Origin of the sequence: Arthrobacter sp. zg-Y1116 (assembly GCF_024385485.1) — a bacterium.
Lineage (GTDB): Bacteria > Actinomycetota > Actinomycetes > Actinomycetales > Micrococcaceae > Arthrobacter_B.
In genome coordinates this window covers 58,483-70,889 of record NZ_JANFLR010000004.1, presented here as the reverse complement: position 1 = coordinate 70,889, position 12,407 = coordinate 58,483, and the positions used below count along the sequence as shown (strand labels likewise).

The window sequence follows — 12,407 nt, the reverse complement described above, 5'->3', positions numbered from 1 at the left end:
CTATTTCAGCAGCCCGGCCGCCCGAAGCGCATCCGCCATGGCCCCGGTGGGCGCGCTGGCCTTCGGTGAGCTGGTTTTCGGGGCGCTGGCCTTCGGGATGCCGGCGGCACCTTGAGCCTTGGCCTGGTTGGACCTGCCCGGATTGGTCCTGCCCGTGCCGGGTTTCTCGGCCCTGGACCTGGCGGTGCCCGACTGGGTAATGCCGGGCTTCGCGCTGCCCGGCTTGGTGCTGCTCGGCTTGGTGCCCTCGGCTTTGCGGCTTCCCTGCGGAGGGCGTCCGGACCGCCCGCCGGGCTCCGCGGCGTCGTCGTCAAGCCGCAGCGTCAGCGAAATCCGTTTCCGCTCCGGGTCCGCCTCCATCACCTTGACCTTCACCACCTGTCCGGACCGGACCACCTCCCGTGGGTCCGAAATGAAGGTGTGCGACATCGCGGAGATGTGGACCAGCCCGTCCTGGTGGACTCCCACGTCCACGAAGGCGCCGAAGGCAGCCACGTTGGTGACCACGCCGTCGAGGACCATTCCCGGACGCAGGTCCGAGATCTTCTCGATTCCCTCCGAGAAGCTGGCTGTTTCAAAAGCGGGCCGCGGGTCCCGCCCCGGCTTCCGCAGCTCGGCGATGATGTCCAAAACGGTCGGAAGGCCTACCTGGTCATCCACGAACGCTGCGGGGTCCACACCCTCCAGGGCCGCTCCCGACGCGCTCATGGTCGCCCCGGCCGCAGCCAGGACCTTCCGGGCAATCGGGTAGGACTCCGGGTGGACGCTGGTCCCGTCCAGCGGTTCCTTTCCGCCGCTGACGCGCAGGAACCCGGCACACTGTTCAAAGGCCTTCGCCCCGAGCCGAGGCACCTTCATCAGGTCCTGCCGGCGGGCAAACGGCCCGTTCGCATTGCGGTAAGCCACGATGTTTTCGCTGAGCAGCGGACCGACGCCGGCCACCCGGGTCAGCAGCGACGGGGAGGCTGTGTTCACGTCCACCCCCACGGCGTTCACGCAGTCCTCAATCACCGCATCCAGCGAACGCTCCAGCTTCGCCGGCGTCACGTCGTGCTGGTACTGGCCCACCCCGATGGACTTCGGATCGATCTTCACCAGTTCCGCCAACGGATCCTGCAGCCGCCGGGCAATCGAGACGGCGCCGCGCAGGGACACATCCATGCCGGGCAGCTCGGCCGAGGCAAGGGCGGACGCTGAGTACACGGACGCACCGGCCTCGGACACCACCAGCTTGCCCAGCGACCCGCCCGGGACCAGCTTCATCAACTCGGCAGCGAGCTTATCCGTTTCCCTGGAAGCGGTGCCGTTGCCGATGGCAATCAGTTCCACCCCGTGCTGCTTCACCAGACCGGCCAGCGTGGCCAGGGCGTCATCCCAGCGGCGCACAGGCGCATGGGGATACACCGTATCGGTGGCAACCACCTTGCCGGTGCCGTCCACCACGGCAACCTTCACGCCGGTACGCAGCCCGGGATCGAGTCCCAGAGTGGTCCGGTTTCCGGCGGGTGCGGCCAGCAGCACATCCCGCAGGTTGGCCGCAAATACCCGCACCGCCTCGGTTTCCGCCTCCGTAAAGAGGCGGACACGCAGATCCACCGAGAGCTTGGCGAGGATCCGCCGCCAGGCCAGCTGCACGGTGGTCATCAGCCACGGGTCAGCGGGACGCCCGCGGTCCGCCACCCCCAGACGGGCCGCCACGGAGCGTTCGTATCGGGCGCGGGCCGCAGCCAGGACTTCGGCATCGGCCGGATCCCCCTCCGTCAGGGCCAGTTCCAGCATGCCTTCCTTCTCGCCGCGGAACAGGGCGAGGACGCGGTGTGACGGCATCCCGGAGGGAGACTGGGAAAAGTCGTAGTAGTCGGTGAATTTCCGCCCTTCGGCTTCCTTGCCGGGACGCACCTGCGAGCGCATCCGGCCCTGGCGCCAGAGCTTCTCGCGCTGTTCGGTCAACAGGTCCGCGTCCTGGGAAACCCGTTCGATCAGGATGGCGCGTGCCCCGGCGAGCGCCTCGGCCGCATCCGGGATCCCCTCGCGCACGTACCGCGCGGCCTCAGCGTCCGGGGAACGCCGGGGATCGGCCAGCAGCGCATCCGCCAGCGGTTCCAGTCCCGCTTCCCTGGCTATCTGGGCCTTGGTCCGCCGCTTGCTGCGGTAAGGAAGGTAGATGTCTTCCAGGCGGGACTTGGTCTCGGCGCCGACGACGGCCTCCCGCAGTTCGTCCGTCAGCTTCCCCTGGGCAGCGATGGCCTCGAGGATGGCCCGCCGCCGGTCCTCCAGTTCGCGCAGGTACCGCAGCCGCTCGTCCAGGTCCCGCAGCTGGGCGTCATCCAGCGTGCCGGTGGCCTCCTTGCGGTACCGGGCGATGAACGGAACCGTGGCGCCGCCGTCGAGCAGGCCCACCGCCGCCCGGACCTGCCAGGGCGCTACCCCCAGCTCGGCGGCCAGTTGGGCAATCACCTGCTCATCGGTGGATCCGGAAACATTGACTGGTTCTACGGTGCTAAGACTCACCCGGCCAATTGTTCCCCATTTATCCGGCGGATGGGCGGATGCGGAGCGCGGTGGCTAGTCCTGCTCGGTGAACAATTGACGCCGGGCGCTCAGCAACTCCACTTCCGGCCGGCCCGCCACCAGCCGTTCCGCGGCATCCATCACATCCACCACGTGGGCACGGTCCGCCGCCACAATGCCCACGCCTATCCCTGACCGGCGGTGCAGGTCCAGGGAGCTGACCTCTGCGGCGGAGACATCGAATTTGCGCCGCAGTTCCGCAAGGATGGGCCGGACGACCGACCGTTTCCCCTTGAGGGAATGCACGTCCCCCAGCAACAGGTCCAGCTCCAGCGCCCCTATCCACATGGCTCCCATCCTTGCCGCAGACGCCGTGCATGTCACGCACCCCTGCGGCCGGCGCCGTGCCGGTGTTATGTTCGAATCATGAGTTCTCCCCTCCGCGAGCGCCGCTCTCCGCGGCGGCGCAACCTGGTTTCCGGCTTGCTTTTCGGGATCGGGCTGGCTGCCTTCGTCGACGAAGTGATCTTCCACCAGCTCCTGCAGTGGCATCATTTCTACGACCGCTCCACTACGGCTGCGGGGCTGTTTTCGGACGGGCTGTTCCATGCCTTCGGCTGGTTCGCAGTTGTAGCCGGCCTCTTCCTGTTCGCCGATCTGCGCCGGTGGCATGAGACTCTCCTGCAGCGGTGGACCGGCGGCGTCCTGCTGGGTGCCGGCATGTTCCAGCTCTATGACGGCACGGTGCAGCACAAGCTCATGGGGCTTCACCAGATTCGCTACGAGGTAGATCTGCTTGTGTACGACACGGTTTGGAACGTCATCGCGGTGCTGTTGATCATTGCCGGCGCGTTCCTTACCTACCGCACCCGCGCTGCCGTCCCGCCGGAATCGACAGCCTCAGCCGATGCATAACCACGGCAGCGGCTTTCCCGTAGAGTCGCTGTTCTTCATTCCCGCCGTAGTTGCCCTGGTTGTCTACTGGGCGGGCGCGCGTTCGCCGCGCTCCGGCCGCTGGCCCTGGTACCGGACGGTTTTCTTCACGCTGGGTGTGGCCGCCGTGCTGGTTACGGTCCTGAACCCGTTGGCCGAACTGGCGCATCGGGATTTCGCTGTACTGAGCTTTTCGCATCTCCTGGCCGGGATGCTCTCGCCCCTGCTGCTGGTGCTCTCCCGGCCGTTCACCCTGGCACTACGCACCCTCGATGTTTTTCCGGCCCGCCGGCTCTCCCGGGTGCTGCGCAGCCGGTTCGCCCGGTTCCTGTCCTTCCCGGTCACCGCCGCGCTGCTCAACACCGGCGGCATGATCCTGATGTTCCGCACCGGGCTGCTGCAGGCAATGCAGGAGTCGATGCCGGTGCACTGGCTGGTGACCTTCCACCTGCTGGCTGCCGGCTACCTGTTCACGGCTTCCATCGTGGGACGGGATCCCTCCCCGCACCGGGCCGGTTATCGGCTGCGGGCAATCGTCCTGGTGCTTTCCATCGCTGCGCACAATATCCTCGCCAAGGGCATCTACGCCGACCCGCCTCCCGGGATCCCTGCCACGGCCGCGGAACACGGGGCGCTGGTGATGTACTACGGCGGTGGAATCCTCGAACTGGTGCTGATCGTGCTGTTGTGCCGCCAGTGGTACGCGTCAGCGCGGCCACGCGGCAAGGTCGCGTCCGCCGTCCACCCTCAGTAGCGTGAACTCCTCAAGCCGCGAAACCAGTAGCCGGGGCTGATCGTTCAGTAACCCCAACCATTGTGCAGAGCATCACCATCCCTTAACAATGGACTATGACGGTTACCCTCAGGTCCCTGGAAACTGCGATCCCGCCCACTGTCCTGGTGCAGTCCGAAGTCCGCGACGCATTCGCAGCCCAGCCCGGCCTGACCCGGCTGGGCGAGCGGCTGGTGCGTACCTGCTTCGATTCGGCGGCCATCGACACCCGCCGTACGGCACTGGCGGAACTCTCGCTCACCGACACCTCGGAAAATCCCAAGTTCTACGATGCCCGCAGCGGCCTGCTGCTGCGGCCCAGCACCAAGACCAGGAATGACATCTTCGCGGTGGAAGCCACGAAACTCTTCATCGAAGCCGCCTCCAAGGCACTGGACGCCTGTGCCGGTATCGCCCCGTCGGATATCACCCACGTCGTCACCGTGTCCTGCACGGGCTTCTTCAACCCCGGCCCGGATTACAAGGTGACCCGGGCGCTGGGGTTGAATCCGTCCGTGCAGCGCTACCACCTGGGCTTTATGGGCTGCTACGGAGCCTTCCCGGCCATGCGCGCCGCCAAATCCTTCTGCGAGTCGGATCCCGACGCCGTGGTGCTGGTGGTCAGTGCGGAGCTGTGCTCCCTGCACGTCCGCACGTCGAATGACCCGGACGCCATCATGGGGTCCTCACTCTTCGCCGACGGTGCAGCAGCGGCCATCATCACCGCCCGCGAAGACCTTCCGGACTCGGGACCGGCCATCCAGCTGGACCACTTCGAAACCATCCTGACCCCGGTGGGTGAGGAGGCCATGGCCTGGAACATCGGCGACGAAGGCTTCGAGATGGTGCTGGGCACCTACGTCCCGCACATCATCGACGACCACATTGTCGGCGCACTGGAACCCCTGCTGGCGCACGACGCATCGGTCAGCGCCCGGCCCTACCGGGAGATCGAGCACTGGGCCATCCATCCCGGCGGCCGCAGCATCCTGGATAAAGTCGAGGCGAAACTCGAACTGAGCGAACAGCAGCTGGTGCCGGCCCGGGAGACCCTGCGCACCGTGGGCAACATGAGCAGCGCCACCGTACTCTTCGTGCTCAAGTACATCCTCGAACAGCCCTTCAGCGGCGGCAACGAACGGATCTGCTCCATGGCCTTCGGCCCGGGCCTCACCGTGGAGACCGGATTGTTCACCCGGGTGGGCGGACCGGTGCAGCCTTCTGCAGCGGTGTCTGCGGAACTGGCAGAGCCGGCGGGGGCAGTGCCGGCGGAGGTCCCCGCCGCAGTATGATCGCCGTTTTTCCCTCCCTGGCCACCCGGGCAGTAGACGCGGTGGAGGAAATGGACCGGCCCGACGCCGACCTGCAGCGCCTCGAGCGTACCTACGCCCAGTTCTGGCTGGTCAACGCGGTGGTCTCGGGGTGGCGGCGCAACTATGTCCGGTACCTTCGTCCGATCTTCGCGGCAAGCGGCGGTGGCACGCTGCTGGACATCGGCTCCGGCGGAGGAGACGTTCCCCGCTGTATTGCGCGCTGGGCGCGCAGGGACGGGTTGGCCGTGGAAATCACCGCCATCGACCCGGATCCGAGGGCGCACGCGTTCGCCTCCGCGCTGCCGCCGCTGCCGGGATTGTCCTTCCGCCAGGCGTACAGCAGTGAGCTGGTTGCGGAGGGGCGTTCCTACGACGTCGTGATTTCCAACCACATGCTCCACCATCTGGCACCGGCGGAACTGCAGGCGCTGCTGGCGGACTCGAGGCGGCTGGGCCGCAGGCTCTGCCTGCACAGCGACATTGAGCGCAGCCGCTGGGCCTACGCCCTGTTCTCCGTCGGAACCTTGCCGTTTTTCCCCGGCTCATTCATCCGGGCCGACGGGCTGACCTCCATCCGCCGCAGTTTCACCGCGGCGGAGATCGCCGAGGTGACGCCCCTGGGCTGGCAGAGCCTGCAGCAGCGGCCGTGGCAGAACCTGCTGCTTCATTCACCGCACTCCCGTGGAGCTGACCACCGTGCGGGTTGACCTGCCGGCCGTCGCCGCGGAAGAAGCCGCCTCGTCCGCTCCCCGCCGCTCTTCCGAAGTGGTTGTGGTGGGCGGCGGGCCGGTGGGGATGTATCTGGCCGTCCTGCTGCTCCAGGAGGGGGTGTCCGTCCAGGTATTGGAACAACGGCTGAACCGCAGCAGGCATTCGCGGGCCATCGGGGTGCATCCTCCGGCCCTGGCGTCACTGGCACAGGCAGGCATCGCCGGCACCATGACGCGGGAAGGGATCCGGATCACGCAGGGGGAAGCCCGCAGCGCCGGGCGGACCGTGGCCCGGCTGGACTTCGCCGCGGCGTCGGCCCGGTACCCCTTTGTGCTGACCCTGCCGCAGGTGAGAACCGAGCAGCTGCTGGAGGAACGCCTCAGAGCCCTCGACCCGGGAGCACTGGTCCGCGGCGCCCGGGTTGAGGCCTTCAGTGACAACGGCGCCGCCGTCCGGGTGCACGGGATCCACGGTGAAGAACCCTTCACCACCCAGGCGTGCCTCCTCGTGGCGGCCGACGGCGCCCGGTCACCGGTCCGGTCCGCACTGGGCAGCGGCTGGGCTTCTCGTGAACTGCCGGACACCTATCTGATGGGCGACTTCCCGGACGGCACCGGTGACGGGACGCTGGCCGTGCTGTATCTCGAGCCGGACGGGATCGTGGAGTCTTTTCCACTGCCCGGCGGCCTGCGCCGCTGGGTGGTCCATACCGACGCACTGCAGCAGGATCCCACCGCCTCCGGTCTCGCGGAGCTGGTGCGGCAGCGGACCGGGCACCGCCTGGAGGTGGCCGGAAACTCCATGCTGAGTGCTTTCGGCGTACAGATCGGCCGGGCGCACCGGTTGGTTTCCGGACGCACGGTCCTGATCGGGGACGCGGCACACCAGATCAGCCCGATCGGCGGACAGGGGATGAATCTGGGCTGGCTGGACGCCGCTGCCGTTGCGCCGATCATCGCGGCATCCCTGCAGGGTAAACCGGTGGGCAGGGAACTGCGGGAGTTCGAACGACGGCGCCGCCGGGACGCCGTCGTCGCCTCCGCCCAGGCACAGATGAACATGGTGCTGGGCCGGCCGCTGCCTGCGGGGGTGATGGCCCTGCGCAACGCCGGGCTGGAACGGATGTTCCAGGTCCCGGCGCTGGGCGGGGCCGTTGCACGGCGTTTCACCATGCAGTAGGTGCTTACGGCGCGGTGGTGCCGGCCTTTTCCGTGCCGTCGGCGGTCCGCGGTGCGGACTCCCGGCTGCCGGCATCCGGCACGGTAGCCGGTTCGACGGCGGACATGGCACCGGTGTGCAGCATCTCCGCACCGCCGGCCAGGCCCGGTTCGACCGGGTTGGAGGAGGTGGGCCTGATGTCGAGGGTCCGGCGCAGGGCCTTCTCCTTGATGAACAGCACCGCAACCAGCGCGATGATAGCCACCGCGGCGGCGATCTTGAAGATATCCGCCGTGCCCTCCGCATACGCGATCCGGAAGAACATCTGGACCTCTGGCGGGAGCCCACCCAGGTCCAGCGTGGCGGTGGTGCCGCCGCCGTTGGTCGGCATGCCGGCCTTGTCCAGTTCCTCTGTGACTCGCCGGCTGACGGAGCTGGAAAGGACCGCGCCCAGTACCGAGACGCCGATGGCGCCGCCCACGGTGCGGAAGAAGGCAACGGACGCGCTGGCGGAGCCGACGTCGCTGACCTTGACCGTGTTCTGCACGGCCAGCACCAGGTTCTGCATCAGCAGGCCCATGCCCACACCGAGGACGAAGATGAACAGGCTGACGAGGATCATGTCGGTTTCATGGTTGATGAAGCCGGCCAGCGCCGTCCCGAGGATCACCAGGACCGTGCCGATGATCAGGAACCGCTTCCACTTGCCGAAGCGGGTGATCAGCATGCCGGACCCTACGGACCCGAGGAGGTTGCCGGCAATCATCGGCAGCATCAGCAATCCGGCCTCGGTGGGCGTGAAGCCGCGTGCCAGCTGGAAGTACTGGCCCAGGAACGTGGTGGAACCGAACATGGCGATACCTACCGCAACCGAGGCGATGATCGCGAGGGCGGTGGTCCGCTGGCTGATGATCTTCAGCGGAATGATCGGCTCGGCGACCTTGGACTCCACCAGCACCAGCAGGGCCAGCAGGATGACGGATCCGCCCACCATGGCGGCCGTTTCCCATGACCACCATTCGTAGTAGTCGGGCTTGCCGGCGAAAGAGACCCAGATCAGAAGCAGGGAGACGCCTGCGGTAAGCAGGATCGAGCCGAGCCAGTCGATCTTGGCGGGACGGCGTACATGCTGCAGGTGCAGCGTGACCTGCAGCAGGAAGAGGGCGACGACGGCGAGCGGAACGCAGAGGAAGAAGGTCCAGCGCCAGCCGAGCGGGCTGTCCACGATGAAGCCGCCCAGCAGCGGGCCGCCGGCGGTGGCCACTGCCATCACGGCGCCCATGTAACCGGAGTACCTGCCGCGTTCCCGCGGCGGAATGATGGAACCGATGATTGCCTGGGCCAGTGCCGTCAGGCCGCCCATGCCCAGGCCCTGGATGACGCGTGCGGTCAACAGCAGGTCCATGGAATGGGAGAAGCCTGCGAGGACGGACCCGGCAACGAAGATGACGATGCTCAGCTGCACCAGCAGCTTCTTGTTGAACAGGTCCGCAAGCTTGCCCCAGATCGGGGTGCTTACGGCGTTGGCCAGCAGGGCGGCCGTGACCACCCAGGCGAAGTCGGTCTGCGTTCCGTGCAGGTCGGCCATGATGGTGGGCAGCGCGTTGGCCACGATGGTGGTGCTCAGCATTGCCGTGAACAGCGCGGCCAGCAGGCCGGTAAGGGCCTGCAGGATCTGTCGGTGGCTCATGTCACCGGGGACGTGTTTCTTCCGGGCGGTCTTGGAATCGGTCACTTAGTTGTTAGCTCCTGCGGATCGGATACGGGGGTTTCCAGCGTCGGCTCGGCGGCTCCGGGCGCTCGGCGGATGGAGGTGAAGAGCGCTTCTGAGAGCGCTCCAAGGGTGTCGGACGCGAGCTGCGCCTGGTCCTCGGACCAGGCGGCAAGGGCTTCCTGCAGCAGGACGGCCCGGGCCTTGAGTGCTTCGCGGAGGACTGACTCCCCCAGCTCGGTCAGGCTGATCAGGTAGGCGCGGCGGTCCTGCGGATGCGGGCGACGCCGGACGTAACCGAGTTCTTCCAGTTCTGCGACGTGGCGGCTGAGTCCGGCAGGGCCGACACCGAGTTTGGCGGCAAGCTCGGTCGCCCGCAGCTCGCCGTCTTCGCCGATCATCCGCATGACGCCCTGCAGCGCCACGCCGGGTCCGCCGATGTCGGCGCTGTGCTGGGTCACGCACCGCAACGTACGTTGCAGGGCGAAGATCTTCCGGATCAGGTCATCCGCCGTTTCCTGTTGCATGGGCATGGGGATGGGTCTCCGGGAGGTTGGTACTGATAGTTGACCTAGGCAACTATACGCGGAAATTTGCCTAGGTCAACTAACTAACCGGGCCCCGCTCCCCGGATCCGGCTGCCTGCAGGACTAGGCCAGGTGGGTGGGAGCAAAGAGTCCAATCCGCGCTTCAACCACAACTACGTTGGGGCCTTCTCCGGCAAAGGCCTCTTCCAATGCCGTGCGGATGTCGGCGGGAGCGCAGCGGCGGGCCGGAACGCCGAAGGATTCCGCGAGCTTCACAAAATCCGGGCGTGCCAGTTCCGTAGCCGTGGCCTTGCCGAACGCATCCTCCATGTATTCGCGCAGGATGCCGTAGCCGCCGTCGTCGACAATCAGCCAGGTGACGGGAAGGTTATGCTGCCGGGCCGTGGCCAGTTCGGAAATGGAGTACATGGCCGAACCGTCGCCGGACACGGCAAGCACCCGCTCCCCCAGGCCCACAGCACCGCCGATTGCGCCCGGGTAGCCGTAGCCCAATCCGCCGGCGCCCTGGGCGGAGTGGAACTGGCCGGACTTCGCATCCCAGCAGCTCCAGGCCCAGTAGGCGGAAATGGTCATGTCCCAGTAGGTCTGCATGTCATCGGGAACGGCGGCGCGGATGTCCGCCATGAAACGGCGTTCCAGGTCGAGGCCCTGGGTATCCAGCCGGGCCTGCACCCGGGCCAGGGCGCCGGCCACCAGCTCCTCGGCGCTTTGTCCGTGCCAGTCGGGAACGTGTTCCGTGGCCGGAAGGGCGGCATCCAGCGAGTCCAGGGCCTGCCGGGCGTCGGCGCGGATACCCAGCGCCGGCCGGTTGGACTCCAGGACCCGGGGTTCGGCGTCGATCTGGATGATCCGGCCGCGGGGTGCCATGGTGAAGTAATTGGACGTCACTTCGCCGAGCGAGGAGCCGATGACCACCAGTACGTCGGCGTCCTCGAGCACCTCCGTCATGTGCCGGTCCTCCATCCAGGACTGCAGGGAGAGCGGATGGTTCCAGGGGAAGGCTCCGTTGCCGCCGGGGGTGCAGATCACCGGGGCATGCAGCTTCTGGGCAATGGAAAGCAGCGCGGCCTCGGCACCGCTGCGGCGCACGCCGCCGCCGGCGATGACGGCGGGCCGGCGGGCGTCGGAGAGCCAGCGCACGGCTTCCTTGACCAGTTCGCTGCGCGGGGGGTTGTCAAACGGTTCCGCCAACGCGTCTTCCACGGCAGGCACCATGACCGGGTTGAGCAGCACGTTCTGCGGGATCTCTATCCATACCGGCCCTGCCGGGGAGGAGATGGCTTCCGTCCAGGCGTCCTGGATGGCGGACGGGATGCCGGAGGCATGCTGGATCAGCCGCTGGCTCTTGGTGACGTTGGCTGCGGAGGCCTTCTGGTCATCGAGCTGGTGCAGCATTCCCCGGCGCCGAGCCCCGAGCCCGTCAATGGGGATCTGGCTGGCCACCACGATCATCGGCACTCCCGTGGCATAGGCCTCCTGCAGCCCGGCCAGCGAGGTCAGGGCGCCGGGACCGGTGGACAGGAACAGCACCCCCACCTGCCCGGTGGCCCGGGAGAAACCGTCGGCCGCAAATGCGGAGTTGTTTTCCACCCGCGAGGAGATGAATTCCAGCCGCGAGCGGGAGAGGGCGTCGAACAGTCCCAGGGCATGCTGGCCGGGGATGCCGAACACCTTGCTGGCACCGAGGGCTTCGAGGGTTTCCACCACCAGGTCGCCGCCGTTGCGGACGGGTCCGGCTCCGGGGACGGCCTCGCCTGGACCCGGGACAGTGGAATCGGCGCTCATGCGGACAGTCCCATCAAGGTGATCAGGTCGTAGGCCACGTGTGAGGCGGCCACGGCGGTGATGTCCGCATGGTCGTAGGCAGGGGCGACTTCGACGACGTCGGCGCCCACCAGGTTCAGTCCGCGCAGCCCGCGAAGGATCTCCAGCAGTTCGCGGCTGGTGATGCCGCCGGCCTCGGGGGTGCCGGTCCCCGGGGCGTGGGCCGGGTCCAGGACGTCGATGTCCACTGATACATACAACGGACGGTTGCCGATCCGGTCCCGCAGCTTTGCCACAACCTCATCCACGCCCTGGCGGTAGACATCGGAGGAGGTCAGGATGCCGAAGCCGAAGCGGCGGTCATCCTCAAGGTCCTTCTTGCCGTACAGCGGCCCTCGGGTGCCCACATGGGAAATGGCCTCGGTGTCCAGGATGCCTTCCTCGACGGCGCGGCGGAACGGGGTGCCGTGCGTGTACTCGGCGCCGAAATAGGTGTCCCAGGTGTCCAGGTGTGCGTCGAAGTGCAGCATGGCCACCGGAGAACCGGCACGCTCAGCGGCGGCGCGCAGCAGCGGCAGGGCGATGGTGTGGTCTCCGCCCAGGGTCAAGAGCTTGGTGCCATGCTCCGTGAGGTCCAGGGCGTTCTGCTGGACCGTCTCGATGGCTTCATTGATATTGAAGGGGTTCACGGCCATATCGCCGGCATCGGCCACCTGCAGGTTTTCGAACGGGGAGGCATCCAGGGCCGGGTTATACGGACGCAGCAGCCGGCTGGCCTCGCGGACATGGTTGCCGCCGAACCGGGCGCCGGGCCGGTAGGAAACCCCGCTGTCGAAGGGCACTCCCACCACCGCGACCTCGGCCTGCTCCACCTGGTCCAGGCGGGGCAGCCGGGCGAAGGTGGCAGCCCCTGCATAGCGCGGGACCTGCGCCGCGTCCACGGGTCCGATGCGGCCGTTCGCGTTCACACGGGGAAGGTTGTCCAT

The 12,407-nt window shown here is 67.4% G+C and carries 11 protein-coding genes; 5 read left to right on the top strand and 6 right to left on the bottom strand.

From position 1 onward, the window contains the following. Together NNX34_RS11830 and NNX34_RS11825 are read right to left on the bottom strand one after the other, a co-directional pair. Positions 1 to 2,511 (bottom strand): Tex family protein, encoded by a 2,511-nt coding sequence (locus NNX34_RS11830; protein ID WP_255766732.1) that lies wholly within the window; start codon positions 2,509 to 2,511, stop codon positions 1 to 3. 54 nt (positions 2,512 to 2,565) lie between these two features. Then, complete coding sequence (locus NNX34_RS11825) at positions 2,566 to 2,859, bottom strand: DUF503 domain-containing protein (RefSeq protein WP_255766731.1); 294 nt, start codon at positions 2,857 to 2,859, stop codon at positions 2,566 to 2,568. Between the two features lie 78 nt (positions 2,860 to 2,937). Between NNX34_RS11825 and NNX34_RS11820 the strand changes: the two genes are divergently transcribed. The 5 genes from NNX34_RS11820 (at position 2,938) to NNX34_RS11800 (ending at position 7,419) form a co-directional block, all read left to right on the top strand. Further along, positions 2,938 to 3,426, top strand: coding sequence for a DUF2243 domain-containing protein (locus tag NNX34_RS11820; protein WP_255766730.1), 489 nt, complete (start codon positions 2,938 to 2,940; stop codon positions 3,424 to 3,426). Further along, on the top strand, positions 3,419 to 4,198 hold the full coding sequence (locus tag NNX34_RS11815) for a cytochrome c oxidase assembly protein (protein ID WP_255766729.1): 780 nt from the start codon (positions 3,419 to 3,421) through the stop codon (positions 4,196 to 4,198). The genes NNX34_RS11820 and NNX34_RS11815 overlap by 8 nt, the downstream gene beginning before the upstream one ends. A 95-nt stretch (positions 4,199 to 4,293) precedes the next feature. Further along, entirely contained in the window at positions 4,294 to 5,508 is a 1,215-nt protein-coding gene (locus NNX34_RS11810; RefSeq protein WP_255766728.1) for a type III polyketide synthase, read from the top strand. After that, a complete protein-coding gene (locus tag NNX34_RS11805) occupies positions 5,505 to 6,236 on the top strand; it encodes a class I SAM-dependent methyltransferase (protein WP_255766727.1) in 732 nt (243 codons plus the stop codon). Before NNX34_RS11810 ends, NNX34_RS11805 begins: the two co-directional genes overlap by 4 nt. After that, a complete protein-coding gene (locus NNX34_RS11800) occupies positions 6,211 to 7,419 on the top strand; it encodes an NAD(P)/FAD-dependent oxidoreductase (RefSeq protein ID WP_255766726.1) in 1,209 nt (402 codons plus the stop codon). Before NNX34_RS11805 ends, NNX34_RS11800 begins: the two co-directional genes overlap by 26 nt. A gap of 4 nt (positions 7,420 to 7,423) precedes the next feature. Here NNX34_RS11800 and NNX34_RS11795 read toward each other — a convergent pair whose 3' ends face one another. From NNX34_RS11795 to speB, 4 genes are all read right to left on the bottom strand, one after another. Next, positions 7,424 to 9,088: an MDR family MFS transporter gene (locus tag NNX34_RS11795; RefSeq protein ID WP_255767239.1), complete on the bottom strand. Its 1,665-nt coding sequence runs from the start codon at positions 9,086 to 9,088 to the stop codon at positions 7,424 to 7,426. Positions 9,089 to 9,129: 41 nt separating this feature from the next. Beyond that, positions 9,130 to 9,642, bottom strand: coding sequence for a MarR family winged helix-turn-helix transcriptional regulator (locus tag NNX34_RS11790; RefSeq protein ID WP_255766725.1), 513 nt, complete (start codon positions 9,640 to 9,642; stop codon positions 9,130 to 9,132). A 117-nt stretch (positions 9,643 to 9,759) separates the two neighbouring features. After that, positions 9,760 to 11,442 carry a thiamine pyrophosphate-binding protein gene (locus NNX34_RS11785; RefSeq protein WP_255766724.1) on the bottom strand — a complete coding sequence of 561 codons (1,683 nt, stop codon included), beginning with the start codon at positions 11,440 to 11,442 and terminating at the stop codon, positions 9,760 to 9,762. Then, positions 11,439 to 12,407 carry an agmatinase gene (speB, locus tag NNX34_RS11780; protein WP_255766723.1) on the bottom strand — a complete coding sequence of 323 codons (969 nt, stop codon included), beginning with the start codon at positions 12,405 to 12,407 and terminating at the stop codon, positions 11,439 to 11,441. The genes NNX34_RS11785 and speB overlap by 4 nt, the downstream gene beginning before the upstream one ends.